General features: G+C 58.0%; 24 protein-coding genes, 4 tRNA genes and 1 other annotated feature. Of the genes, 5 read left to right on the top strand and 23 right to left on the bottom strand.

The genetic code is table 11. From position 1 onward, the window contains the following. Positions 1 to 30: 30 nt before the first annotated feature. From rplK to map, 11 genes are all read right to left on the bottom strand, one after another. Positions 31 to 456 (bottom strand): 50S ribosomal protein L11, encoded by a 426-nt coding sequence (gene rplK / locus QDI87_RS10915; protein WP_005839123.1) that lies wholly within the window; start codon positions 454 to 456, stop codon positions 31 to 33. Positions 457 to 498: 42 nt separating this feature from the next. Further along, on the bottom strand, positions 499 to 1,053 hold the full coding sequence (gene nusG, locus QDI87_RS10910) for a transcription termination/antitermination protein NusG (protein ID WP_036377383.1): 555 nt from the start codon (positions 1,051 to 1,053) through the stop codon (positions 499 to 501). A 16-nt stretch (positions 1,054 to 1,069) separates the two neighbouring features. Then, positions 1,070 to 1,249, bottom strand: a complete 180-nt coding sequence (secE, locus tag QDI87_RS10905) for a preprotein translocase subunit SecE (protein WP_036377380.1) — start codon at positions 1,247 to 1,249, stop codon at positions 1,070 to 1,072. A gap of 32 nt (positions 1,250 to 1,281) precedes the next feature. Further along, entirely contained in the window at positions 1,282 to 1,431 is a 150-nt protein-coding gene (gene rpmG / locus QDI87_RS10900; protein WP_005839118.1) for a 50S ribosomal protein L33, read from the bottom strand. 191 nt (positions 1,432 to 1,622) lie between these two features. Then, positions 1,623 to 1,699 (bottom strand) — tRNA-Met (locus tag QDI87_RS10895). Between the two features lie 9 nt (positions 1,700 to 1,708). Continuing rightward, positions 1,709 to 1,784, bottom strand: a tRNA-Thr gene (locus QDI87_RS10890). An 11-nt stretch (positions 1,785 to 1,795) separates the two neighbouring features. Next, positions 1,796 to 1,871: transfer RNA gene (locus tag QDI87_RS10885), tRNA-Met, on the bottom strand. A 36-nt stretch (positions 1,872 to 1,907) separates the two neighbouring features. After that, positions 1,908 to 1,983 (bottom strand) — tRNA-Met (locus QDI87_RS10880). A 156-nt stretch (positions 1,984 to 2,139) separates the two neighbouring features. Continuing rightward, on the bottom strand, positions 2,140 to 3,441 hold the full coding sequence (gene pfp, locus QDI87_RS10875) for a diphosphate--fructose-6-phosphate 1-phosphotransferase (protein ID WP_036377375.1): 1,302 nt from the start codon (positions 3,439 to 3,441) through the stop codon (positions 2,140 to 2,142). Between the two features lie 185 nt (positions 3,442 to 3,626). Further along, positions 3,627 to 4,952 carry a DEAD/DEAH box helicase gene (locus tag QDI87_RS10870; RefSeq protein ID WP_278743303.1) on the bottom strand — a complete coding sequence of 442 codons (1,326 nt, stop codon included), beginning with the start codon at positions 4,950 to 4,952 and terminating at the stop codon, positions 3,627 to 3,629. A 35-nt stretch (positions 4,953 to 4,987) separates the two neighbouring features. Next, positions 4,988 to 5,860 carry a type I methionyl aminopeptidase gene (map, locus tag QDI87_RS10865; protein ID WP_036377369.1) on the bottom strand — a complete coding sequence of 291 codons (873 nt, stop codon included), beginning with the start codon at positions 5,858 to 5,860 and terminating at the stop codon, positions 4,988 to 4,990. Positions 5,861 to 6,138: 278 nt separating this feature from the next. Between map and QDI87_RS10860 the strand changes: the two genes are divergently transcribed. Beyond that, positions 6,139 to 6,984 carry a polysaccharide deacetylase family protein gene (locus QDI87_RS10860; protein WP_278743302.1) on the top strand — a complete coding sequence of 282 codons (846 nt, stop codon included), beginning with the start codon at positions 6,139 to 6,141 and terminating at the stop codon, positions 6,982 to 6,984. A 90-nt stretch (positions 6,985 to 7,074) separates the two neighbouring features. Here the strand turns inward: QDI87_RS10860 and clpB are convergent, their stop codons facing one another. The 12 genes from clpB to QDI87_RS10800 form a co-directional block, all read right to left on the bottom strand. Then, entirely contained in the window at positions 7,075 to 9,675 is a 2,601-nt protein-coding gene (gene clpB, locus QDI87_RS10855) for an ATP-dependent chaperone ClpB (protein WP_278743301.1), read from the bottom strand. A gap of 166 nt (positions 9,676 to 9,841) precedes the next feature. After that, positions 9,842 to 10,450, bottom strand: a complete 609-nt coding sequence (locus tag QDI87_RS10850; RefSeq protein WP_278743299.1) for a UbiX family flavin prenyltransferase — start codon at positions 10,448 to 10,450, stop codon at positions 9,842 to 9,844. A gap of 91 nt (positions 10,451 to 10,541) precedes the next feature. Next, on the bottom strand, positions 10,542 to 11,246 hold the full coding sequence (locus QDI87_RS10845; RefSeq protein WP_278743296.1) for a thiamine phosphate synthase: 705 nt from the start codon (positions 11,244 to 11,246) through the stop codon (positions 10,542 to 10,544). Positions 11,247 to 11,266: 20 nt separating this feature from the next. Then, positions 11,267 to 12,094, bottom strand: coding sequence for a hydroxyethylthiazole kinase (locus QDI87_RS10840; RefSeq protein WP_036377361.1), 828 nt, complete (start codon positions 12,092 to 12,094; stop codon positions 11,267 to 11,269). Between the two features lie 32 nt (positions 12,095 to 12,126). Continuing rightward, positions 12,127 to 13,224 (bottom strand): hypothetical protein, encoded by a 1,098-nt coding sequence (locus QDI87_RS10835; RefSeq protein WP_270528130.1) that lies wholly within the window; start codon positions 13,222 to 13,224, stop codon positions 12,127 to 12,129. A gap of 135 nt (positions 13,225 to 13,359) precedes the next feature. Further along, entirely contained in the window at positions 13,360 to 13,941 is a 582-nt protein-coding gene (locus QDI87_RS10830) for an anthranilate synthase component II (protein ID WP_255240782.1), read from the bottom strand. Next, on the bottom strand, positions 13,922 to 15,421 hold the full coding sequence (trpE, locus tag QDI87_RS10825) for an anthranilate synthase component I (RefSeq protein ID WP_278743293.1): 1,500 nt from the start codon (positions 15,419 to 15,421) through the stop codon (positions 13,922 to 13,924). Before trpE ends, QDI87_RS10830 begins: the two co-directional genes overlap by 20 nt. A gap of 49 nt (positions 15,422 to 15,470) precedes the next feature. Continuing rightward, positions 15,471 to 16,274, bottom strand: a complete 804-nt coding sequence (gene trpA / locus QDI87_RS10820) for a tryptophan synthase subunit alpha (RefSeq protein WP_278743291.1) — start codon at positions 16,272 to 16,274, stop codon at positions 15,471 to 15,473. Beyond that, complete coding sequence (gene trpB, locus QDI87_RS10815; protein ID WP_278743290.1) at positions 16,274 to 17,461, bottom strand: tryptophan synthase subunit beta; 1,188 nt, start codon at positions 17,459 to 17,461, stop codon at positions 16,274 to 16,276. The genes trpA and trpB overlap by 1 nt, the downstream gene beginning before the upstream one ends. 59 nt (positions 17,462 to 17,520) lie before the next feature. Continuing rightward, positions 17,521 to 18,309, bottom strand: coding sequence for an indole-3-glycerol phosphate synthase TrpC (gene trpC, locus QDI87_RS10810; RefSeq protein ID WP_278743289.1), 789 nt, complete (start codon positions 18,307 to 18,309; stop codon positions 17,521 to 17,523). A 1-nt stretch (position 18,310) separates the two neighbouring features. Further along, on the bottom strand, positions 18,311 to 18,934 hold the full coding sequence (locus QDI87_RS10805) for a phosphoribosylanthranilate isomerase (protein ID WP_423791167.1): 624 nt from the start codon (positions 18,932 to 18,934) through the stop codon (positions 18,311 to 18,313). A gap of 83 nt (positions 18,935 to 19,017) precedes the next feature. Then, positions 19,018 to 19,279 (bottom strand) — a binding site (T-box leader). Between the two features lie 107 nt (positions 19,280 to 19,386). After that, on the bottom strand, positions 19,387 to 20,091 hold the full coding sequence (locus QDI87_RS10800; RefSeq protein WP_278743285.1) for a Tat pathway signal sequence domain protein: 705 nt from the start codon (positions 20,089 to 20,091) through the stop codon (positions 19,387 to 19,389). Positions 20,092 to 20,305: 214 nt separating this feature from the next. On the opposite strand from QDI87_RS10800, the gene QDI87_RS10795 reads away from it, so the two are divergent. The 4 genes from QDI87_RS10795 (at position 20,306) to QDI87_RS10780 (ending at position 24,508) form a co-directional block, all read left to right on the top strand. Continuing rightward, positions 20,306 to 20,512, top strand: a complete 207-nt coding sequence (locus QDI87_RS10795; RefSeq protein ID WP_036377341.1) for a hypothetical protein — start codon at positions 20,306 to 20,308, stop codon at positions 20,510 to 20,512. Between the two features lie 97 nt (positions 20,513 to 20,609). After that, positions 20,610 to 21,752 (top strand): CdaR family transcriptional regulator, encoded by a 1,143-nt coding sequence (locus QDI87_RS10790; RefSeq protein WP_072003586.1) that lies wholly within the window; start codon positions 20,610 to 20,612, stop codon positions 21,750 to 21,752. Positions 21,753 to 21,924: 172 nt separating this feature from the next. Next, positions 21,925 to 23,373 carry a GntP family permease gene (locus tag QDI87_RS10785; protein ID WP_341460093.1) on the top strand — a complete coding sequence of 483 codons (1,449 nt, stop codon included), beginning with the start codon at positions 21,925 to 21,927 and terminating at the stop codon, positions 23,371 to 23,373. Next, positions 23,351 to 24,508 (top strand): glycerate kinase, encoded by a 1,158-nt coding sequence (locus QDI87_RS10780; RefSeq protein WP_278743283.1) that lies wholly within the window; start codon positions 23,351 to 23,353, stop codon positions 24,506 to 24,508. Before QDI87_RS10785 ends, QDI87_RS10780 begins: the two co-directional genes overlap by 23 nt. Positions 24,509 to 24,515: the final 7 nt, after the last annotated feature.

Below are 24,515 nucleotides of genomic sequence, written 5' to 3'. Positions count from 1 at the left end.
ATTGCCTCCCACAGGAGGAAGGGATCAGGATCAGTCTACGATCTCGATGCCCATGCTGCGAGCCGTACCCTCAATCATGCGGGTAGCAGCCTCGATATCGCCAGCGTTCAGATCTTTCATCTTGCTCTCAGCGATTTCCTGTGCTTTTGCACGCGGCAGCTTTGCTACTTTGTTCTTGTTCGGCTCACCAGAAGCCTTCTCAAGACCAGCGGCCTTCTTCAGAAGGACAGCAGCCGGCGGAGTCTTCGTGATGAACGTGAAGGATCTATCCTCAAAAACCGTGATCACGACCGGGATCGTAAGACCAGCCTGTGCCTTGGTTCTCTCGTTGAACTCCTTGCAGAAGCCCATGATGTTGACGCCAGCCTGGCCCAGTGCAGGACCTACCGGAGGAGCCGGATTAGCTTTGCCAGCCATAACCTGAAGCTTTACAATCTTAGAAACTTTCTTAGCCATTGTTTGTTTCACCTCCTAAAAATGATGGAATGATGGTTCCGCTCAAAGCGTTTCGACCTGATCGAAACCAAGCTCAATCGGCGTCTCTTCGACGATGACCTTGAGGCGCGCTTTTTCCGTATCGATCTCGGAAACCGTGCCCGTGTAGTTCTCGAAGACACCCGAGTTGATGCGAACGACATCCCCGACTGCAACATTGAGTTCAGGTTTGTGTTCCTCTTCTTCTCCCATGGATTTCAGAATACGTTTTGCCTCAGCATCGGTAAGCGGTATCGGATGCTTCTCAGAACCGACGAAACCAGTAACACCGGTGGTGTTGCGCACAACGTACCAGGAATGTTCATCGACGATCATGTCGACGAGGACATATCCAGGGAAGACCTTACGTGGGACGACCTTTTTCTTGCCGTCCTTGATCTCGACCTCATCTTCAACCGGTACGACCACATTGAAGATCATGTTGCCCATGTTGGCCGTGTGGATCAGGCGCTCAAGATTGGCCTTGACCTTATTCTCATAGCCCGAATACGTGTGGATGACGTACCAGGCTCTGCCAGGGTTATCCTGACGGAGATCCATCTCGTCTTTTTCTGCCATGCTTATCTCACCCAGCTCACCTTAAAATGATGTGGAACAATCTCGCGAAGAACGTATCGCAGATCCAGATCAGGGCGCATACGACAGCAACAGCAATGCCGACAACAGCCGTATAATTGACGAGCTCCTTCTTAGTGGACCAGGACACTTTTTTCATCTCTGCGACTACTTCGTCCAGGAACTTCTTCACAATCACTTCACATCCCCGTTCGTACTGACAACGCGTCCTTACTTCGTTTCCTTATGCACCGTGTGCTTCTTGCAGAACTTGCAGTACTTATTGAACTCCAGACGATCCGGGTTGTTCTTCTTATTCTTGTTCGTGCGGTAGTTGCGGCTGTGGCACTCCGTGCACTCCAACGTGATATTGTTGCGCATCCTTTATTACACCCCTTACGTTGCGAAAGTTGACTTTTTCATAATGTCACTAATACAATTTAGCACAGTTGGCAGGCGCTGTCAACACAAAATCCTTGACAAAAAGAAATCTTTTTGCCCGGACCTGTCAAAGCAGCTGCCTGCCAGATGGCATAAATAAAACCCCTGTATCAGGGGTTCAGTTGATGAATTGGTGGCGGCACAGAGATTTGAACTCCGGACACTGCGGGTATGAACCGCATGCTCTAGCCAACTGAGCTATGCCGCCATGTATGAATGGAGCTGATAACCAGGATTGAACTGGTGACCTTATCCTTACCAAGGATACGCTCTACCGACTGAGCTATATCAGCGACCTCACATTTGGTTGCGGGGACAGGACTTGAACCTGTGACCTTCGGGTTATGAGCCCGACGAGCTACCGACTGCTCCACCCCGCGATGAATCTATATCTATGATTTTGCGGATTATCATATTGGTTGCGGGAACAGGACTTGAACCTGTGACCTTCGGGTTATGAGCCCGACGAGCTACCGACTGCTCCATCCCGCGATATCATGCCTGCCGTACTACTTCCGGCTGACAAGATATAATTATAGAGCCTTTCTCCCCTATTGTCAACACCTAAAAACAAAAAAATCGCCAGATCGCAAAAAAAATCAGGGCAGGTCCATGCCTGCCCTGTCCATTATATATGGAAGAGATGCGTCACGCTTTCTTTTCCTCTGCCTTGCCAGCCTGCGCTGCCTCTGGTTCCTCCCCAGTCTCGAAGAGGTATGCATAGCGCTCCTTGAATGCCTTGGGGTCCATGCGGTACGCATTGGCAAGGCCCGGATCGTCGAGGTCCTCCTTCTCCATGCGCATCATCGAGCCGCGCGCGATGCGGTACTGGACGGACTTGATGTTGACCTTGCGCACGCGCGTCTTGCCCGTGGCCGGATCCTTGATGTCCTCGAAGCGCATCGGCACAGCTTCGTTGTTCTGGATAGAGATCAGTGCACCGCTGTCACCGCGCATGAGGAAGCGGACGGCCGAGTAGCCGAGCGAGCGCGCGTAGTCGATATCGTAAGCAATCGGCGCCGTGCAGCGCAGCTCGTAGCCGATCTCCTTATCGATGATGGAGATCTTGATGCCGATCTTCTTGACCTCAGCGAGCACTGCCTGCTTGAGGATCTCACCGAAGTCGAGCTCGCTGTAGCGGATATGGCCGTGCTCATCCGTCACGACCTCGCCGAGCTTCTTGAAGTCTTCCGGCGCAATCTTCTCGATGACACCTTCAGCGATGACAGCGACGCCGTAGTTCTTGCCCGTCAGGTAGCGCTTGACGATGGAGCCCGTGACGATGTCGACGAGCTGCTGCAGCGGAATCTTCTTCTGCGGGAACTCCTCCGGGATGATCGTGATGGCAGCACCGGCGCTGCGGCCCATGCCAAGTGCCAGGTGACCGGCCGTGCGGCCCATGGCGATCGTGAAGTACCAGCGGTTGTTCGTCGTGCGCGCATCTTCCATGAGGTTCTCGATCTCCGTCGTCGCGAAAGCGCGGGCCGTCTCAAAGCCGAAAGTCGGCACGCCTTCCGGAAGCGGCAGGTCGTTGTCGATGGTCTTCGGCACGTGGACGACATTGATCGTGCGGCCCATCTTGCGCGCCTCTTCCGAGACGGCTGCCGAGCTGTAGGCCGTGTCATCGCCGCCGATCGTCACGAGGTGCGTGACACCGAGCTCCGTCAGCGTCTCCACGACCGTGCGCAGGTCGGACTCTTTCTTTGTCGGGTTGAAGCGGCTCATCTTGAGGATGCAGCCGCCCGCCATGTGGATGTGGCTGATGTCCTTCGGCTCGAGGCGGACGTAATTCTTCTCGCCGCGCGCAAGTCTCGAGAAACCATCGTAGATGCCGAGTACATCCCAGCCATGGCGCGTCGCCTCATTCGTGATACCCGAGATGACGCTGTTGATGCCAGGAGCGGGGCCGCCGCCGCAGACGATTGCGATAACATTCTTGATGCCGATCATGGAAATTCCCCCTTAGGTTTGTTGGTACGTTCGGTACTCAAATTTGATTACAGTACATTTATTCGTCTTTTTTCTCCATATTCCTGCTTGCATCTTATTGTTTTTCAAAGTTTTTGAAAATTTTTTGTCAAAAAACAGCCGCTTCCCCAGCGGATTGAGGAAGTGGCTGCTCCTATTGCCCTTTCTTATCTGTGGCCGGAACGCCCCGGCTTGGCGCGATGGCCGAGATTCGACTTCGTGCCGCGTGCCTTCTGGCGGCGGCTGCGGTCATTGCGCCCCTTGTGCGAGGCCCCCTTGCGGTTGGCATACTTCGACAGCGGCTTGCGCTGTGCCTTCTTCTCCTCACGCTTCTCGCGAATCTCCTTGAGGATCTGCTCCTGCTTCTCCTTGTGGCGGCGTCCGCGCTCCGAGCGCTGCTTGCGTATCCTGTCCTTGATGCCGCTCTCGATGCGGCGCAACAAGTCATACTGGCGCGCGTTGACGAAGGTGATGGCCTTGCCGCGCTCGCCCGCGCGGCCCGTGCGGCCGATGCGGTGGATGTAACTCTCGGCATCATGCGGGATATCGTAGTTGAAGACATGCGTCACGCCCTCAATGTCGAGGCCGCGCGCCGCGATGTCCGTCGCACAGAGGATCTGGAGCTCGGCCTTGCGGAAGCGCTTGAGTACGAGCGTGCGCTGGACCTGCGAGAGGTCACCGTGCAGCTCATCGACGAGGTAGCCGCGCGCGGCGAGCGCCATCGTGACCATGTGCGCGCGCTGCTTCGTGTGGCAGAAGACCATCGCAAGATACGGCTGCTCCTGATTGATGATCTCGCAGAGCTTGTCGATCTTCGTCTCCTCGCGCGTGTCGATGATGACCTGGTCGATGGCGTCGAGCGTCACATGCTCCGACTTGATCTCAAGGTTCTGGGGCGCGTTCATGTAGCGCGCCGAGAGTGCCTTGACGCGGTCCGGCATTGTCGCCGAGAACAGCATGAGCTGGCGGTCGCCTGCCGTTGCCTGCAGCAGCGTCTCGACGTCCTCGATGAAGCCAAGGCGCATCATCTCATCGGCCTCGTCGAGGACGACCTTGTTGACCTGCGAGAGGTCGATTGTCTGGCGGCGCAGATGGTCCAAAAGGCGTCCCGGCGTGCCGATGATGAGCTGCGGATGGCGGCGAAGCTTCTGCTTCTGCCTCTCGATGTCCTGCCCGCCGAAGATGACGAGCGAAGAGATGTCGGCCGCAGCCGCGAGCGACTGCGCGACCTTGGCGATCTGAATGGCCAGCTCGCGCGTCGGCGTGATGACGAGTGCCTGCGTGACGGCTGCCTGCGGCTTGATCTTCTCGATGATCGGCAGCAGGAAGGCTAGCGTCTTGCCCGTGCCCGTCTGCGCCTTGACGATGCAGTCGTTTCCTGCACGCACGAGTGGCATGGCCTTCTCCTGCACCGGCGTCGCCTCCTTGATGCCGTGATTGCGCAGGACATCGCAGAGAGAGGCGCGGATGCCGAGTTCCTGGAATGTTGTCATGTATCTATCCTCTCATTCTTTCTGATCGTACTGCATCAGGACGAGAGGACTTCCGTCCCCGTCTCCGTGATGAGCACCGTATTCTCCCACTGTGCGGAAAGCTTGCCGTCCTTCGTGCGGACCGTCCAGCCGTCTCCCTTGTCGACGACGACCTTGTAAGAACCTTCATTGATCATCGGCTCGACCGTCAGGATCATGCCCGGCACGAGCAGCATGCCCGTGTCCTTCTCCCCGACGTGCGGCACGAACGGCTCGAGGTGGAAGTCCTTGCCGACGCCGTGACCGCCGAGGTCCGTGACGACGGAGTAGCCGTTCTCATGCGCATGCGCCGCGCAGGCTGCGCCAATGTCGCCGAGGAAGTGCCAGGGGCGGATGGCCTTGATGCCGAGCTCCATGCACTCCTTCGTGACGCGCACGAGTTTCTCTGCTTCCGGCGAAGCCTTGCCGACGATGTACATGCGCGAGGCATCCGCGTAGTAGCCGTTGAGGATCGTCGTGATGTCGATATTCAGGATATCGCCCTCCTTGAGGATCGTCTTCTTCGACGGGATGCCGTGGCAGACGACCTCGTTGATCGAGATGCAGACGTTCTTCGGATAGCCCTCGTAGTTGAGGCAGGCCGGGATACCGCCGCGCTCGCGGATGTAGTCAGCCGCAGCCTGGTCGAGCGATGCCGTATCGACGCCCGGGCGGACGAGTTCCGTCATGAGGTCGAGTGCGCCGTCATTGATGACGCCAGCGGCGCGCACGCCGGCAATGTCCTTCTCGTTGTTGATGACCTTCTTCGGCGGGCGCACCTGGCCGCGGAAGATGTCGAATTTCATCTCCGAGATGCGCTCATCAAAGTCTTCGTGGCATTTCTTGTACTTCTTGCCGCTGCCACACCAGCATAAATCATTTCTCATCATCTGGATGAATACTCCTTTATACTATATATCATGGATATCATGGATATTCTGAGGGATGGACGGCCTTATGCCGCCAATTCCTGTGCATGTTACACCTATATCATTATAAGCCGATTTGACGATTTGTAAAACCTTTTCTGCTCAGCTGAACCTCACCGGGCTTCCTTGACCTCATTTCCCGCTTGTTATATACTAAACGATATGTATGGAGATGGGCCCTTTGTCCATCCCGGATCGTACTGCCAAGTGTACTGTATGAATGAAAAGGATGTGTCTCGATGACTACCTGGATCAAACGAATCCTGCTGGCTCTGCTGATAATCTTCCTGGCGATATTCGCGCTCTGCGCCTACCGCATGCACTCGGTCACCCGTGCCGTACCAGTGCTCAACTACCATCAGATCAATGACCGCGACGAGAACTCGCTGACTGTCCACACGGACGAGTTCGACGAGCAGATGAAGTACCTCTCCGACAACGGCTACCACGCTATCACACCGGAGGAGATGATGGACGCCTGGGAAAACGGCACGCCGCTGCCCGAGAAGCCTGTCATCCTGACGTTCGATGACGGCTACGTCGACAACTACAAGAACGCCTACCCGATCCTCGAGAAGTACAACCTCAAGGGGACGATCTTCCTGATCTCGGACTTCGTCGGCACCTACCCCAACTACATGACCTGGGCACAGGTCGACGAGATGCAGCAGAGCGGCCTCATCGACTTCGAGAGCCACACGCTCTCGCATCCAGAGCTCGACAAGATCCCGTCTGACCAGGTACAGCACCAGCTCACGGACTCCAAGAAAGCCCTTGAATGGCGCCTGAATAAACCCATCAAATTCATCGCCTATCCGTGCGGCTCTTACGACAAAGAGCTCGAGCGCATGACGAAGGAAGCAGGCTACCGCGCCGCCTTCACCGTCCATTACGGCCTGGCCAACCCGGACGAGAACCCCTACATCCTCGACCGCGTGCCAATCTTCGGTTGCAATTCACATCAGTTCCTGCGCTTCCGCCTGCGCCTCGAATACGCGCCGATCTTCGCGCCGCTCGACGCACTGAGCCGCGACCTCGTCAAGAACGGCCATACGCTCCTCGCACGCTTCGTCCCAACACCATGACCCATGACATGCAAGTGACAATCCGATAAGATAAAAACAGCTCCAAGAGCCATGAGGCTCCTGGAGCTGTTTTCATGTAAGGGGGATGGCTTATGCCTCTTCTTCCTCCTTGACGCGGGGGAGCGTCTTAAAAGTGAAGTCTGTCCCGTCATAGCCGATCTCAACGGTATCGCCCTCGCGGACATCGCCGCGGATGATCTGCTTCGACAGGGAAGTCTCGACCGTATGCGTCAACAGGCGGCGCAGCGGGCGGGCACCGAAATTCGGATTGAAGCCCTTGTCGGCAAGTGCCGTGAGCGCCTCATCCGTCCACTTGAGCGAGATCTTGATCTGCTTCTCAAGGCGGTCGCTGAGACTCTTGAGCATGATGGCCGCGATATTCTTGACCTGCTCCTTCTGGAGCGCCTTGAAGACGATGATATCGTCGACACGATTGAGGAATTCCGGACGGAAGTAGTCCTTGAGGATTTCCTTGACCGCGCCCTTCGCCTCATCGTAGCTCTTGTTGAGGATCTCGTGCGAGCCGAGGTTCGACGTCATGATGATGACCGTGTTCTTGAAGTTGACCACACGGCCCTTGCCATCCGTCAAGCGGCCATCGTCGAGGATCTGCAACAGTACATTGAAGACGTCGCGATGCGCTTTCTCGATCTCATCGAGCAGGATGACGCTGTACGGGCGACGGCGAACCGCTTCCGTGAGCTGGCCGCCCTCATCGTAGCCGACGTATCCCGGAGGCGCGCCGATGAGGCGCGATACGCTGTGCTTCTCCATGTACTCCGACATATCGATGCGGATCATGCTGCGCTCATCGTCGAAGAGTGCCTCCGCCAGCGTTTTCGCGAGCTCTGTCTTGCCGACGCCCGTCGGGCCGAGGAAGATGAACGAGCCGATTGGGCGGTTCGGGTCCTTGATGCCGGCACGTGCGCGCAGGATGGCTTCGCTGACAGCCTTGACGGCTTCGTCCTGTCCGACGACGCGCGCGTGCAGGACATCTTCGAGGTGCAGCAGCTTCTCGCGCTCGCCCGTCAGCATTTTCGTCACGGGGATGCCCGTCCAGCGGCTGACGACCTGCGCGATATCCTCTTCGCCGACCTCTTCCTTGAGCAGGCGGCTGTCCTTCGATTTGGCCGCGATGATGGCCTCCTCATCCTTGAGCTTCTTCTGGAGCTCGGGCAGCTTGCCGTATTTGAGTTCCGACATGCGGTTGAGGTCGTAGGCGCGCTCAGCGGCCTCCATCTCGCTGTTCACGCCGTCAATCTCTTTCTTGATGGCGCGGACGCGCAGGATGGCATTCTTCTCAGCCTCCCACTGCGATCTGAGCTCTTTCTCCTCTTTCTGGAGTTTTTCTTTCTCCTTCGTGATCTTCTCGAGCTTCTCCTCGGAGGCTTCATCCGTCTCCTTCTTCAAGGCCTGCTCCTCGATCTCGAGCTGCATGATCTTGCGGCGGATCTCATCGAGCGGCTGCGGCATGGATTCAATCTCCGTACGCAGCTTTGCGGCCGCCTCATCGACGAGGTCGATGGCCTTATCCGGCAGGAAGCGGTCCGAGATGTAGCGATCCGAGAGCGTTGCCGCTGCAACGAGAGCTGCATCGCGGATGCGCACGCCGTGATGGACCTCATAGCGCTCCTTGAGGCCGCGCAGGATAGAGATCGTGTCCTCGACGCTCGGCTCGCCGACCATGACCGGCTGGAAGCGACGCTCGAGGGCCGTATCCTTCTCGATGTACTTGCGGTACTCGTTGAGCGTCGTCGCACCGATGCAGCGGAGTTCACCGCGGGCCAGCATCGGCTTCAAGAGGTTGCCGGCATCCATTGCGCCTTCCGTCGCGCCAGCGCCGACGACCGTGTGGAGCTCATCGATGAAGAGCAGGATCTGGCCGTCCGACTTCGCGATCTCATTGAGGACGCTCTTGAGGCGTTCCTCGAACTCACCGCGGTATTTCGCACCGGCAATCAGGGAGCCCATGTCGAGTGAGAAGAGCGTCTTGTTCTTCAGCGACTCCGGCACATCGCCCGCCACGATGCGGCGCGCGAGTCCCTCGACGATAGCCGTCTTGCCGACGCCCGGTTCACCAATGAGCACCGGGTTGTTCTTCGTGCGGCGTGACAGGATCTCGATCGTGCGGCGGATCTCCTCGTCACGGCCGATGACCGGATCGAGCTTGCCGGCACGCGCCGCAGCCGTGAGGTCGCGCCCGAACTTCTCGAGGGACTTATAGCCCTCTTCCGGGTTGTCCGTCGTGACATTCTGCTTGCGGTTCTTGCGGATGGACGCCTGGATTGCGGATTTCGTCAGGTGGAACTGGCGGCAGATGTCCTGCACCTCGCTGCTGCCGTCCGTTGCGAGAGCCAGCAGCAGATGCTCCGTCGAGACGTAGTCATCCTTCATGGACTTAGCGTATTCCTCGGCGCGGCCGAGCACGCGCACCATGTCCATGCCCATGCCAAGGCGGTCCGTACCCTTGACGCTCGGAATCTTCGCGAGCTCCTGCTCCAGTCTTGCCTTGAGCATCGGCATATCCGTCTGGCATTCCTCAAAGATTGTCGCGAGCAGTCCCTCCGGCTCTTTGGCCAGAGCCAGCAGCACGTGCGCTGACGTAATCTCCTGATGGTATTTCATGGCTGCGATCTGCTGAGCGGACTGCAGGGCCGCCAGCGTCTTCGCTGTATATTTTTCTTGTCCCATAATCATATCCTCCATAATCGCTCTTATTGTCATCATTATTCTGAAACTTGCTTGTTTCTATATCCTATTATAGCGGATAAAGTCAAAAAGTCAAATACTTTTTCTGACTTTTTGACTTTATTTTTAAAAATTTTTTCCGGCATAAAAAAAGTCCGAGACAAACGTCTCAGACCATAGGCTTACCGCCCTGCCAGGGAACAAAATCGCGATACGAGATGTGGAACTGCATGAGGATCTTGCCGACGATGTGCTGGATCTGCTTCTCGACCGTGTCCGCACCGTTGTAGAACGTCAGCACCGGCGGCACGACAATGCAGCCATAATCTGCAGCCTCCTTGATATTGCGCAGATGGATGCGGCTCATCGGCATCTCGCGCGGCACGATGACGACCTTGCGCCCCTCCTTGAGGCAGACATCGGCCGCCCGCAGCAGCAGGTCATCCGTGTAGCCGCTGACGATGCCGGCCACCGTCTTCATGCTGCAGGGGATGATGATCATGCCGTTCGTCTCATAGGAGCCGCTCGATATCGAGGCCGCCATATTGCGGTTGTCGTGGACGACATCGGCCAGCGCGCGGACCTCCTCGAGGGAGTGTTCCGTCTCATAGGGAAAGGTCACGGCCGCCCCCTCCGTGATGATCAGATGCGTCTCCACCTCCGGCAGCTCATGGAGAGCCTTGAGGAGGTACCACCCCATGATGACACCACTGGCTCCCGAAATCCCGACAATCAATCGCAAGATATATCCCTCTCTTCTCTGCTGTACGTTACTCATCCCATCCATTTTATCATAGGGGCTCTGCAAAAAAAAGATGAATGCCGCAAGCGGCACCCATCTCATCTATCTCATCTATTCTACAATAGAGTCACGAACGCGGTGCAGACTGCCAGGTCTTCACGAGCTCACGCGCAGCAGCGGCCGGGTCGTCGGCCCCAGCCACGGCACTGACAACGAAAAAGCCGTCGACGCCCGTCTTGCGCAGGGCGGGCAGATCGCGTGCCTTGACGCCGCCGCCGACCACGACGGGCACGGGGCTGATGCGGTGGAGTTCCGTCAGCTCCGCGAAACTTCTCGTGATGACATGGCCCTCAGCATCGCGACCGCAGTCCTTCTTCGTCGGCGTCTCATGGAGAGGTCCCGCGCCGAAGTAATCGATAGCGCTTGTGTCAGCATGGCGCACGTAGTCGAGCAGTTCATTCGTGCGCGCCGACAGGCCGATAACGGCCTCCTCTCCGAGGTACTTGCGGCAGACAGCTGCCGGGATGTCACTCTGACCGACGTGGATGCCGTCAACCTTGATGCCCGCCTCGCGCGCCGCCAGTGCGACATCGAGCCTGTCGTTGACGAGCAGGACGACTTCATCTGACTTGCCGAGTTCCCGCAGGACATCCGCCGCCTCGCGGCAGAGTGCGATGAGTTCCCTCGCCGAGGCCGTCTTTGAGCGGATCTGCAGGCAGGTGAATCCGTTCGCCACCGCTGCCCGGATGACATCTGCCACCGGCCGTCCGAGCGTATTCTCGGGACCTACGACGAGGTAGGCCGATATATCGAAATTCTTGCGCATGTTCATGAAACTTCTCCTCAGGTCAATCAGATCAATGCAAATGGATTTTCCGCAATCGCGCCCGGCTTTGCGCGATAGAGCGCATCGAGGAAGGCCGCGCGGAAGCTGCCGGGGCCCTTGGCCTCCCTCTGCGCCCGGGTGCCCGCCAGATTGTAGGCCTGGACAGCCGTCAGCGCCGCGATGAACGGTGAGGCCTCAGCCAGGTAGACAGCCGTGACGCCGCCGAGCGAGCAGCCAGCGCCCGTGATCTTCGTGAAGAGCGGTGAGCCGCCCTCACTGCGGACTGTCACCGTGCCGTCCGTGACGAGGTCCCACTCGCCCGAGACAGCCACAGCACCGTCGATGAAAGAAGCCAGTGCCTCGGCGGCCGGGCGCGCAGCCCCGACGCTGTCCGTCGCATCGACGCCGCGCACGCCGCCCTTAGCCGCTCCTGTATCGAGCCCCCAGAGATTTGCGAGCGCGATGATCTCCGATGCATTGCCGCGCACGACAGCAGGCGGCATGGCGCGGAAGCAGCGCAAGAGTTCCGTGCGCAAGCTGCCGATGCCGATGGCCACCGGGTCGAGTACCCAGCGGCGGCGATGCTCATGGAGCGCCCGGACGGTGCGCGGCAGCGTCTCCGCGTAGAATGGCATGACCGTGCCCAAGTTGATGTAGAAGGATTCGCCGGCGGCTGCCACGCCTTCGCCCTCATCGGGCAGATAGACCATGGCGGCAGAGCCACCCGCCGCCAGCTGCGCATTGGCCACGAGCTCCATCGTCACAGAGTTCGTGATGGACGGTACGAAGGGGCAGTCCTCCTTCGTGCGGCGCACCGTCGCTGCGATTTCCCGCTGTATGCTCTCACAATCCAAATCCAATCCCCCTAACCTTTATCAAGCCAATATCATTTTCCCATCGGCAGGTCCGTCGCCTTGGCATTCGCCAGGATATCGGCCGGTACCTGCACATCCTCGAGCGTATTGAAATCGCGTCCCTGCAGGTGGAAGTCTACCGTACTCTCGCGGATGTCCTTTAGCAGCTGCTCGCGCTCCGAGCGCGGCATGTCACGGCGCTTCACGATGATGGATGCGGCCTTGCGGATGGGCTCCGTGAGATTGGCGTGGACATCCGTCAGCAGCTTCTTCTCCGTGTCGATCGTGACTGTGTAGCTGAAATCCGGCAGGCTGCGGCAGATCTCCGCCAGCGTCTTCTGCATCACTTCATCCTTAGCCGTCGGCACGATCTGATCAGCAAGCAGCTTCCCGAACGCCTTACCGTCGACCGTCACGAGATACGTCTGGTTGGCGCCTTCCTGTACGCCGAACGATACATCCTTGGCGATGTCCATGAAGCCGTCGGAGAAGGCAGCGGACCAGAAGTCATTGACCTTCTTGTCGGCCGGTTTGCGCGGCGTGACGGATTTCTGCCATTCGCCGTGGCCGAGCTTGCAGTAGAATGCTGTAGCCTTCTCCGTCTCGCGGATGTAGTAGGCCAGCTCGCGCTCAAAGGCCGGCGCGCCCGGCAGCGTGACCGTGATGCGCATCGTGCCCTTCGCCCGCGCGTACGGCTCCGAGACAAATGTGATGTCGCTCGTCAGCCCTGTGCTGCCCTTCGGCGTCGAAGCCGCGAGATTGAAGTCATACGTGCCGTTCTTGACCTCTGCCAGCTGGTCGAAGTCCTGGTCGAGCGAGCTCCTCGCATCGATCGTGACGACTTCTTGTGCTGCAACGGCCCCCTTCGCCTCATCCTTGCCTGCCTCTTTGTCGGCAGCAGCCTCTGCTTTTTCCGCTATAGCTTTTCCGTCTGCAGCATTAGCCGCCTGCGGTGCAGCCGCTTCAGTCGTCACGGCTGCCGCCGCAGCAGGATGCTCTGCGGCTTGTGCCGCCTCTGCGCTTGTCATCCCATACGGTGCCAGGGTCATGGTCAGCCCCAGCAGGATGGCGGTCATCTTCTTCTTGCTGCTTGTGGCACGCATCGTGCCGTTCATGAAATGGAACTTCATCGAATTCCCTCCTCTATTCCCGCATGTCGCATGCGCCTGCGAACTGCTGCGTTTCGTTTTCGATACTCTACACTATTCTCTGAGATACGAGAAAAATCCTTCTCGAAAGAAGGATTTCCCGATTTCTCTTTGATTTTATTGCTCGTATCCCTTGAGATGGTTGAGGAAGTTCTGCATCATCGTCCGTCCCGACGGAGTCAGGATGGACTCTGGATGGAACTGGATGCCCTCGATGTCTTTCTCCTTGTGTCGCACGCCCATGATCGTGCCGTCGGCGAGCTCACTCGTGACCTCGAGGCAATCGGGCAGCGTCGCGCGGTCGATGATCAGGGAGTGATAGCGGCCGACCTCGACGTCCTGCGGCAGTCCCTCATAGAGGCCGCGACCGTTGTGGCGGATGCGCGAGACTTTGCCGTGGACGATCTCGCCCGCGCGCACGACCTTGCCGCCGAAGACCTCGCCGATGGCCTGGTGGCCGAGGCAGATGCCGAGAATCGGCACCCTGCCGCCAAGTTCGCGGATGACATCCTCGCTGATGCCCGCCTCCTCCGGGACGCCAGGCCCCGGCGAGATGACGATGCCCGCGTACTGTTTCGCCTCGATCTCGGCCACTGTCGTCTGGTCATGGCGGATGACCTCGACGTCCGCGCCAAGCTCCGCCAACAGCTGGTAGACGTTGTAGGTAAAGGAGTCGTAATTATCTAAAAGCAACAGCATCGTTCTCGACCTCCTCTACGACTTCAAACAGGGCTTTCGACTTCTGCAAGATCTCCTGATATTCTTTTTCCGGCACGGAATCGGCCACGATGCCGGCGCCGGACTGAATGACGGCCGTGTCATCGTTCTCGATGCGCATCGTGCGCAGCGTGATGCACATGTCCATGTTGCCGCAGAAGTCCATGTAGCCGACGGTTCCCGAATACGAATTGCGCTTGACCGGCTCGAGCTCGTTGATGACTTCCATCGCACGGAGCTTCGGCGCACCGCTGACAGTGCCGGCGGGGAAGGTCGCGCGCAGCACATCCATCGGCGTGTAGCCTTTCTTGAGCTTGCCAACGACTTCCGAGACCATGTGCATGACATGGCTGAAGTACTCGACCTGGCGCAATTTTGTCACGCGGACCGTGCCCGGCTCACTGATGCGGCCGATGTCGTTGCGCGCGAGGTCGACGAGCATCGAGTGCTCGGCGCATTCCTTCGTGTCGCCCTTGAGGTCCTTGGCGAGAGCCGCATCCTCAGCATCATCGCGGCCGCGGCGGCGCGTGCCGGCAATCGGGTACGTGTAGACCGCATCGCCTGCGACCTTGACGAGCATCTCCGGCGAAGCGCCGACGAGCTTGACCGGGCCGAAGTTGAAGTAGAACATGTAGGGCGACGGATTGACCTGGCGCAGGCGGCGGTAGAAGTGGAAGCACGGCTTCGTGATCTTCTCGCGGAACTGGCGCGAGGGCACGACCTGGAAGATATCGCCCGCGAAGATGTGCTCCTTGGCCTTGTGGATGGCCTGCAGGAAGTCCTCCGGCGCCTTGCCGAATTTCTTGAGGAAGTCGACCTTCTCGCGGCGCTTGGCCGTCTCACCAGCCTGCGGCGCGAGCGGTGCCGAGAGGCGTGCCTCGACCTTCGCGATCTTCTCGACGACGGCATCGTACGCCTCATCGGCATCGCGCCCCTTCGTATCGGCCAGGCAGATGAGGCGGGCGCTGTTGTGCAGCGCATCGTAGACGACGAGGACACGGCAGATCATGAACTGCCCCAGGAGCTCCTCTTCGCCGAGTTCCATGCCGCGCACGCGGTCAAATGTCGCAACGATATCGTAATTGAGATAGCCGACCATGCCGCCGTTCGCCAGAGGCAATGATGCGTCTTCGACAGCCGGCTTGAATTTCTTCATATACGCCTTGATGGTCTCGACCGGCTCGCCTTCGATGCACTTCATCAAGCCGTTCTCGTTGATCATGAGCTTGTCCTTGAAGACCTGCAGGCGGACAAACGGCTCTGCACCGATGAAGGAAAAGCGGCCGAACTGCTGGTGCGTCGTGTCGACGGATTCCAGGATGAAGCCCTTCTTCTCGCCGACCAGCTTATAATAAACGGAGACAGGCGTGTCGAGATCCATGTTGATCTCCTTGGCGACAGCGATGAGATTCGTCTCCGCTGCCAGCTTGCAGAACGCCTCCCGCGATGGTTTGAGTTCCATGATGATTGCTCCTCTCATGTCACACATAGGATATCCGATAATATGGCAGTCAGGCATCCTTGTCGTACGCCGCATCGAGGGCCTCGCGCATGGCGCTGATCAGCGCCATGGCCTCTGCAAAGCGTCCGTCCATGAGGCGCTTGACGACAGCACTGCCGACGATGACGGCATCGCTCTTTGCCGCAGCCTCGACAGCAGCTTCCGGCGAGCCGATGCCGAAGCCGACAGCCAGCGGCGTGTCCGTGAATTTGCGCGCTTTCGCGCAGACCGCGCCGATCGTCGAGTAGTCGATTTTCTTGACGCCCGTGACGCCGTTGTTCGAGACGCAGTAGATGAAGCCCGTCGCGCCCTTGCACGTCTCTGCCATGCGCGCTTCCGTCGTACCCGGCGTGATGAATTCGGCCAGATGGAAGTCGTGGGCCGCGCAGATCTTCCGCATCTCGCCCGATTCCTCATGCGGCACATCCGGCACGATGATGCCGTCCATGCCAGCCGCCTTGAAGTCCGTGACGAACTTCTCGAAGCCGTAGTGGTACATGTTGTTGATGTAGCCCATGCCGATCAGCGGGATTTCCGAGAACTTGCGGATCTCGCGCACGATCTCGAGTTCCTTCTTGAGGGTCATGCCATTCTTCAGCGCGCAGACTGAAGCCGACTGGATGACCGGGCCGTCTGCCATGGGGTCAGAGAAGGGCAGGCCGAGCTCGATGACGTCAGCACCGGCCTTCTCCGCCTCGCGAACAGCCCGAAGCGTCGTCTCCACGTCTGGCGCACCAGCCGTGATATAGATGAAAATCCCCTTTTTGCCGGCTGCCTTGAGTTCAGCCATCTTTTTATCCAAACGCGTGCTCATCAGTCAATATCCTCCCCAAGAACCTTTGCTACCATCTGTACATCCTTGTCGCCGCGACCCGAGAGCGTGACGACGACCGACTCGTCCGGATGCGTCTGCGGCATGAGCTTATCGAGATAAGCAAGCGCATGCGAGCTTTCCATCGCCGGGATGATGCCCTCGACCTTCGAAAGGCGTTGGAAGGCATCCAATGCTTCTTTGTCCGTAACCGAGACGTACTTGACGATTCCTTCATCTTTATAATAGGAATGTTCTGGTCCGACACCCGGGTAGTCGAGTCCGGCCGAGATGGAATACGCCTCGACGACCTGGCCGTCCGGATCCTGCAGCAGATAGCTGAAAGCGCCGTGCAGGATGCCCGGTTCGCCGGCTCCCGACAAGGTCTTGGCATTGTCCGTCGGCGCCTCTCCGCGGCCGCCCGCCTCGACGCCGAACTTCTTGACCGACGGGTCATTGCGGAAGTCGTAGAACGTGCCGATGGCATTGCTGCCGCCGCCGACGCAGGCCAGGAGATAGTCCGGCAAACCGCCGATCTTCTCGATGGCCTGCTCGCGGATCTCCTCGCCGATGACCTTCTGGAAGTCGCGCACAATGGTCGGATACGGATGCGGGCCGACGGCCGAACCTATGATGTAGTGCGTGTCCGTGATGTTCGTCGCCCAGTAGCGGATGGCCTCACTCGTCGCATCCTTGAGCGTGCCCGTGCCAGAAGACACCGGGATAACCTTTGCGCCGAGCAGCTTCATGCGGAAAACATTGAGCTTCTGGCGCTCGACATCGAGTGCCCCCATGAAGACATGGCACTCCATGCCGAAGAGCGCGGCGACCGTCGCCGAAGCGACGCCGTGCTGACCAGCGCCCGTCTCCGCGACGATGCGCTTCTTGCCCATGCGCTTCGCGAGCAATGCCTGCCCGAGAGCATTGTTGATCTTGTGGGCGCCCGTGTGCAGGAGATCCTCGCGCTTGAGGAAGATCTTCGCGCGGCCGTAATACTTCGTGAGCTTGTCGGCGTAGTAGAGGTTCGTCGGACGGCCTGCGTACTCGCGCAGGTACATCTTGAACTCATCCTGGAAATCCGGATCGTCCTTGTACTTGGCATAAGCCGCCTCGAGCTCATTGAGCGCCGGCATGACAATTTCCGGCACGTACTGTCCACCAAATTTACCAAATCTGCCCTTCGTGTTCATCTCTGTACTTCCTTTCTCATTCTATCTCGCATGTCCTGTGGGAATCAGTCCATATCGTGCTATTCTGCATTCGCTGCACCAGCAGCGGCCATCAGGCGCGTCTGCGCGGCGATATCGTCTGCCCGGACGAGGCCCTCGCCGATGAGGATGCCATCGCAGCCCGCAGCGCGCAGCCGCCTTGCATCCTCACCCGTGAAGATGCCGCTCTCACTGATCAGCGTGCGCTTCTTGTCGGCATATGGCAGCAGCTCCATCGTCTGCTCGATTGATGTCGTGAACGAGACAAGGTTGCGGTTGTTGATGCCGATGAATTCCGCCGGCGTCGCGAGCGCCGCCTCCATGTCGCGGCGGTCGTGGACTTCGACGAGCGCGTCCATGCCGAGGCTCCACGCCGTGTAGAGGAACTTCTTGAGCGTCTCTGGCGTCAGTATGCGCGCGATCAGCAGCACGGCATTCGCACCGAGCATCCTGGCCTCGTAGATCTGGTACGCGTCGATGATGAAATCCTTGCGCAGGAGCGGCAGGATGACCTCCGCGCGGACTTTGCGGAAATCCTCATTGCAGCCGAGGAAATGCGGATCCGTGTGCACGGAGAGCATGCTCGCGCCATTGTCCTCGTAGATGCGCGCGAGCTCCGTGACAGAGTAGCGGCGGCAGAGCCTCCCCTTTGCGGGGCTCTGGAGCTTGCACTCCGCGATGAGGTTCCATTCGCGCTCGCGGAAGCGGTGCGCCATCTCGAAGTTCCCGCAGACGAGCGCCCGCTTCACCTCATCGAGTGGCATCTGCCGCTTAGCATCGGTTACGATGTCCTTCTTCTTCTCGACAATCTCTGCTAATATATCCCGCACGTCAATTCCTCCCATTGATCTTGTCTATCTGCGCCATAAAGGCGGCAATGCGCTCTGCTGACTTCTCACGATGGACTTCCAGGCTGCCTGAGACATCGACGGCAAACGGATGGAAAATCGCGTTGACCTCGCCGACATTTGCCTCGCTGATGCCGCCCGCAATGAGCACGGGTTTCCGGATTGCAGCGACTTCACGCTGCGCCCGCTGCCAGTCGAAGCGCGTTCCCGTGCCGCCGGCCGTGCCCTCCTGGTAGGCATCGACGAGGATCATCGCGGCAGGGAACGCATTGGCTGCCTCAGCCGTGAATCCGTCGCCGTAGCGGTAAGCCTTGATGACGGGCCGCTCGATGCGCCCGGCGTACGACGCATCTTCATGGCCGTGCAGCTGGACCAAGTCCAAGTGGCACAGCCTTGCGACATCATTGACGACGCCCGGCTCCTCATCGACGAAGACGCCGACCGCCTTGACATGCGGCACAGCCTCGCGAATGCGGGCGGCCTGCTGCGGGTCGATGAAGCGATGGCTGCCGCGCCAGAAGATGAAGCCGATAAAATCCGCCCCCGCCTGTTCCGCCGCGCGGGCCGCCTCCATCGTCTTCATGCCACACAATTTCGCCTTGAGCATCATTCCATCCCTCACGATCTTTTGTCCACTTTAAAAAGCACCTGCAAAAAAATCAATCAAAAAGCCCCGCCGAGCGCATTGCTCAGCGGGGCGAAAATTCTTCGCGGTACCACCCGTTTCAAATGGTATAGCCATTCCTCATTTCCGGTACGGGAAATCCTTCCGATACCGTAGCCCTTTAACGGTGGCAACCGTCCCAGCCTACTCTTTTCTCCCTTCACGGAGAAAATTTCGGTGAGCTCTCGCAGGACCATTCACATAGCATATCGCGCCGTACCTTACACCAATCGACGGCTCGCTGTCGGGATAGTGGCTGTGCTACTATTTCCTGTTCGATGATTTTGTGTAACACTGTTAACTTGTTGATGGCTATTATATTACTCGACTTTACATGTGATGTCAAGCCCTGTGCAGAAATTTTTCTATCACAGGTATCACAGGCAGCACGGTCATCAGTCATCCATCATGGAATCGTCCATCATCGGCCCCGGGCCGTGATGCCAGCCCATGCTGCGCGGGCCGGGGCCGCGGAATTTCTGCAAGGCACGGCGGTCCACGCCGAGCTGCTCGGCGACATCGCTCCAGCGGTTGTTGATCTTCTTGAGGTCGAGCACCGACTGGATGTCCTTGTCCGCCGCCTTGGCGAGTGCCGCTGCCCAAGAGATATCCCATGGCTCATAGCCATCCTTCAGGAGGTTCATGGCCGTCGTCTCATCGACATTACCGTCCTGGCTCAGGTCCTTGGCCGTCATCTCGCAGCGCACCGATGCCACCTTCTCACGCGTCACGCCAAGCGACCTGCCGATCGTGCGCCAGTCCTTGTCATCCGTCTTGAGAGCCAGCACATCCTCGAAGGATTTGCCGCTGATCTTGGCCAACATAGCCGCCTGACCGATGTCGCGGAAATCCTTATTGTCGTCCAGCGCACTCTTGACCTGCTTCTCGTCCACGCCGAACGACGCAGCAATGTGCTTAGCTACCTCATCCGTCGTCATCCGCGGCGGCTGGCCATCTGGCCGCTCTCCCTGCGTCATGCAGTAGCGCGGCTGCATAGCCGCCTTGTCCTGTGACTGTGCCGAGAGCACGCCAAAGCCGCCCGCCGTCAGCACCAGGCCAGCCACGATGCCGGCCACGATTTTACGCTGTTTCCATATCATAATTCATCAACGCCTTTCTGTCAGCTGATTCTTTCCTTCTTGATACTTACACTATAGCGAAAGGCATTTAAGTTGACTTTAGCAAGGAATTAGAAATCGATTGAATTTGCAAAACGCGCGATTCTCGCAAGTTTATTTCAAAAAAACAAGGAAAAAACGCACAAGATGTCGTATAATAATAAATGCAGGTTATTATGGGAAAGAGGTGACTAGGATGACGGAACAGGAAATCGAGAAGCTCGTCCAGGACAAGCTCAACGAGGCGTACAAGGAAAACGAGCCGCCGAAGAAGTTCTTCCTCACGGAGAACGGCCGCGGCGTCGTTGACGGCGGTGACATGTACAACGCAGTCGTCGAGGATGTCCTTCGCATCGTGCAGAAAGCCATGACGGAAACGCTCAAGGCTGCACTCAAGAAATAAGGCATGAAAAAAATCCGGCAGGACGAACCCCCTGCCGGATTTTTTATAAGGTCAGATGCCCCGCGACTGAACGACAAGAAACAAGAAAGGAAGATATATGGAGCTACAAGAACAGCAAGCACGAGCCATTGTACACGAAATCAATACCGTCCTGCCTCAGAAAATCAACTTGATGAACAAAGAGGGCATCATTATTGCCAGCACCGATCCCGAGCGCGTCCAATCCTTCCACGGCGGTGCAGCCCGCATCATACAGGACAATCTCGACGAACTCCGCATCCACCGCTATGATGAATACCCCGGGGCGCGCCCCGGAACGAATTTCATGCTGCAAGTCGAGGGCGAGCCGATCGGCGTCTTAGGAATCACCGGCGTCTACGAAACCATCCTGCCTCTGGCAAATGTCATCCGGAAGATGACCGAACTCCTTGTGCACGAACAGGAATACCAGAAAGCACAGAGCCATCTGGAATACCAGCAGCAGCTCTTCCTGCGCGAACTCCTGGAACACAGCGAAACATTCCTGTCTAAAGAACAGGTGGAGCGCGCCAGTCTCTTGAACATCGACCTCAGCATACCGCGCCGCATTGTCGTAGCCGATTTCGTGGAGTCGCCCGAGCCGCATCGGGTCACAGACATCGCCTCGCAGCTGAAAATAGAAGCACAGCGCCTGGATGCTGCATGCTGCGTCCTCACCAACAACCAGATGATCGTGTTCCTGACCGGTATGCGCTCAGAGCCGCAGCTCTATGCGTTTGCCGACAAACTGCTGAAGTACGCGCAAGCGCGCGGTGTAGATCTCTGCTTCGGGATGGATTCTCCTGCCGTCGATAATACAAAACTCCGCCAGGCATTCGAGCAGGCACGCAAGGCACTCTGCTCCTGTCACCGAAAGGGCACCGTACACATCAAGGGATACGATGAGATCAATATGGAAATCTTTGCCGACCTCATTCCGCTCGCGGCAAAGCGAGAATATGTCAAAAAGATCTTTCATGGGTATTCGACAATGGAACTGGCTGATGCCATCCATACGCTCGAGTGTTTCTTTGAACACGATGGCTCCATCACGAAGACGGCTGCCGCTCTCTACATCCACAAAAACACTTTGCAGCAGCATCTGAAAAAAATAGCGCTGCGAACCGGATACGACCCGCGATCACTGCGCTCCAGCGCTGTCTTCTATGTCGTCCTTTACTTCTATCAGGACATTCACCTGACGGGCTTTTGCAAAGCATAAGTACTTAAATTATTTGAATAAACTGCTTTTCAATGGTACAAAGTCTATAATTATAGTAAAATACATGGTACCTGTACCATATATACCCACTCTTCCACATGATATACTATAGATGCAATTCATCACTCCATATGCAAGAAACGATTGCATTTTCATCGAAGGGGGTCATCTTATGACAGGCATACCACTTTTAATCACATTTTTCCTGGCAATCGTGCTCATGATCGTCGCGATTTCCAAATGGAAGATCCATCCATTCCTCTCCTTGATGGGGACATCTCTCCTGCTGGCCATCGTCGTAGGCTTGCCTCTCGCGAAAATCCCGGGCATCATCGGTGCTGGTTTTTCCGGAACCTTCGCCAGCATCGGCATCGTCATCATCCTCGGTGCCTTGATTGGGCTCATCCTGGAACGCACCGGCGCCGCCATCCGGCTGGCCGACGTCGTCATTCACTGCGTAGGTGAGCGCCATCCACAGCTGGCCATGATGCTCATGGGCTGGATCGTCTCCATCCCTGTTTTCTGTGACAGCGGCTTTGTCATCCTGAACCCGATACGCAGGGCAATCTGCCGGAAGATCAAGGGAATCAGCCCTGTCGGCATGGCAGTCGCCCTTTCTGGCGGTCTCTACACCGCCCATGTGTTCATCCCTCCGACGCCCGGACCAATTGCGGCGGCCGGATCTTTGGGCATTGCCGACAATCTTGCCGCGGTCATTCTCGTGGGCATAGCAGCTTCAATCCCCGCACTCCTGGCCGTCTACCTCTTCTCCCTCTACATCGCGAAAAAGAACATCCCTGTAACCGAGAGCAGCGAAGAAAATGACGCAGATGAACGAGATTATGATGAACTCGTCAAGAGTTTTGGGCAATTGCCCAGTGCAGCCTCTTCCTTTGCGCCCATCGTAGTCCCGATCCTGCTCATGGCCCTGGGCTCCATCGCTTCCATGGTCGGCATGCAGGGGGCGATTGCAACCGGCATCAAGTTCCTCGGCACACCGATCATCGCTCTGACGGTCGGCCTGTTGTTTGCCGTTTACCTGCTGTGTGTGACCGGCAAGATGAAGGATTTCTACCATGTCACCGACGAGACGATGAAGACCGTCGGCCCCATCCTCTTCATTACGGCAGCCGGCGGTGTGCTCGGCAAAGTAATCACTGCAGCAGGTTTTGTCGAATTCATGAAAGCAAATGCTGATTTCCTCGCCAGCGTCGGCATCTTCTTCCCCTTCCTGATCTCAGCCATCCTCAAGACAGCACAGGGATCTTCTACCGTTGCCATCACGACGACGGCTGGTATCATGGGCATGTTCTCGGATTCCGCATCCATGATGACCGCCCTGGGGCTGAACAGTGAAATGGCTGCACTGCTCACCGTCATGGCAATCGGCGCCGGTGCCATGACCGTCTCCCACGCCAACGACAGTTACTTCTGGGTCGTCACGAATTTCACCGGCATGGATCCACAGGACGGCTACCGTACACAGACGATGATGCGGCATCGTTTCCATGATTGCCATCTTCCTCGCATCACTCGTCCTGCTCTGACAATACACCCATCCATATCTACGATCCACGACATGCTAGAAAGGACATATCATGAACATTGTAATTGCGATTGACTCATTCAAGGGTTGTATTTCCTCTGTCGACTCCGGCAGGCTCCTGAAGCAGGCCATCGAAGATGTCTATCCCGACGATGCCGTCTCCGTATTCCCGCTGGCCGACGGCGGTGAAGGGACGGTAGACGCTATGACACAGGGGCTGAATGGCCGCATTGTCAAGGTGCCTGTCACCGGGCCACTCGGCACGAAAATCGAGAGCCGCTACGGGCTCCTGCCGAACACGAATACGGCTGTCATCGAGATGGCGGATGCCTCGGGGCTTCCCCTTGTGCCGCCTGAAAAGCGCAACCCGCTCCACACGACGACGTACGGGCTCGGCGAGCTCATCCTCGCGGCTATCGACGCGGGTTGCCGCCATTTCATCATCGGCATTGGCGGCAGTGCGACCAACGACTGCGGCCTCGGCATGCTCACGGCACTCGGCTTCCGCTTCCTGAAGGCAGACGGCAGCCGTGCTGGGGTCGCAGGCGGAGACCTCGCCGATGTGGCGCAGATCGACGCGCGGCAGGCCGACTCCCGCCTTCAGGATTGCACATTCGAGATTGCCTGCGACGTCACCAATCCGCTCTGCGGGCCAGAAGGCTGCTCCAATGTCTTCGGACCGCAGAAAGGGGCCACGCGGGAAATCGTCGCACGCATGGACGACGACATCCATCACTTTGCCCAGCTGGCCGAAAAAGCCTGCGGCATCAAGGGACAGGAGATGGCCGGAGCCGGTGCCGCCGGCGGGCTTGGCTTTGCCTTCCACACCTTCCTGCATGGCACACTGACCCCAGGCAGCGAGCTCATCCTCTCGGCCATCGGCATCAAAGAGGCACTCTCCAAGGCCGACCTGCTCGTCACAGGCGAGGGGCGCATGGACAAGCAGACGGCTATGGGCAAGGGCCCGGCCGGTGTCGCCCAACTGGCAAAATCCTGCCAACCCCATTGCCTCACCGTGGCCCTCTGTGGCTCTGCCGCCCGAGATGCCGAGCGCATCAACCAACATGGGATTGATGCATACTTCCCCATCCTGCACGCCCCCATGACACTGCAGGAAGCCATGGACCGCGCGACGACCGAACAGAATCTCCGCCAAACCGTCCAGCAGGTCATGCACCTCATCCACCAAACAGTCGCATCGCGCGCATGAAAACAGC

Source organism: Mitsuokella jalaludinii, assembly GCF_928722185.1.
Lineage (GTDB): Bacteria > Bacillota > Negativicutes > Selenomonadales > Selenomonadaceae > Mitsuokella > Mitsuokella jalaludinii.
This window is presented reverse-complemented; position numbering and strand designations above follow the sequence as displayed.

Bases quoted from the DNA above. Each gene is read 5' to 3' on its own strand.
- QDI87_RS10850 (WP_278743299.1), bottom strand. From the start codon at position 10,450: ATGAGTAACGTACAGCAGAGAAGAGAGGGATATATCTTGCGATTGATT.
- clpB (WP_278743301.1), bottom strand. From the start codon at position 9,675: ATGGGACAAGAAAAATATACAGCGAAGACGCTGGCGGCCCTGCAGTCC.
- trpE (WP_278743293.1), bottom strand. From the start codon at position 15,421: ATGGAACTCAAACCATCGCGGGAGGCGTTCTGCAAGCTGGCAGCGGAG.
- QDI87_RS10860 (WP_278743302.1), top strand. From the start codon at position 6,139: ATGACTACCTGGATCAAACGAATCCTGCTGGCTCTGCTGATAATCTTC.
- nusG (WP_036377383.1), bottom strand. From the start codon at position 1,053: ATGGCAGAAAAAGACGAGATGGATCTCCGTCAGGATAACCCTGGCAGA.
- QDI87_RS10780 (WP_278743283.1), top strand. From the start codon at position 23,351: ATGAACATTGTAATTGCGATTGACTCATTCAAGGGTTGTATTTCCTCT.
- QDI87_RS10790 (WP_072003586.1), top strand. From the start codon at position 20,610: ATGGAGCTACAAGAACAGCAAGCACGAGCCATTGTACACGAAATCAAT.
- QDI87_RS10830 (WP_255240782.1), bottom strand. From the start codon at position 13,941: ATGCTGTTGCTTTTAGATAATTACGACTCCTTTACCTACAACGTCTAC.
- rplK (WP_005839123.1), bottom strand. From the start codon at position 456: ATGGCTAAGAAAGTTTCTAAGATTGTAAAGCTTCAGGTTATGGCTGGC.
- pfp (WP_036377375.1), bottom strand. From the start codon at position 3,441: ATGATCGGCATCAAGAATGTTATCGCAATCGTCTGCGGCGGCGGCCCC.
- QDI87_RS10845 (WP_278743296.1), bottom strand. From the start codon at position 11,246: ATGAACATGCGCAAGAATTTCGATATATCGGCCTACCTCGTCGTAGGT.
- QDI87_RS10800 (WP_278743285.1), bottom strand. From the start codon at position 20,091: ATGATATGGAAACAGCGTAAAATCGTGGCCGGCATCGTGGCTGGCCTG.
- QDI87_RS10795 (WP_036377341.1), top strand. From the start codon at position 20,306: ATGACGGAACAGGAAATCGAGAAGCTCGTCCAGGACAAGCTCAACGAG.
- QDI87_RS10785 (WP_341460093.1), top strand. From the start codon at position 21,925: ATGACAGGCATACCACTTTTAATCACATTTTTCCTGGCAATCGTGCTC.
- trpB (WP_278743290.1), bottom strand. From the start codon at position 17,461: ATGAACACGAAGGGCAGATTTGGTAAATTTGGTGGACAGTACGTGCCG.
- QDI87_RS10805 (WP_423791167.1), bottom strand. From the start codon at position 18,934: ATGCTCAAGGCGAAATTGTGTGGCATGAAGACGATGGAGGCGGCCCGC.
- QDI87_RS10835 (WP_270528130.1), bottom strand. From the start codon at position 13,224: ATGAAGTTCCATTTCATGAACGGCACGATGCGTGCCACAAGCAGCAAG.
- trpA (WP_278743291.1), bottom strand. From the start codon at position 16,274: ATGAGCACGCGTTTGGATAAAAAGATGGCTGAACTCAAGGCAGCCGGC.
- QDI87_RS10870 (WP_278743303.1), bottom strand. From the start codon at position 4,952: ATGACAACATTCCAGGAACTCGGCATCCGCGCCTCTCTCTGCGATGTC.
- map (WP_036377369.1), bottom strand. From the start codon at position 5,860: ATGATGAGAAATGATTTATGCTGGTGTGGCAGCGGCAAGAAGTACAAG.
- rpmG (WP_005839118.1), bottom strand. From the start codon at position 1,431: ATGCGCAACAATATCACGTTGGAGTGCACGGAGTGCCACAGCCGCAAC.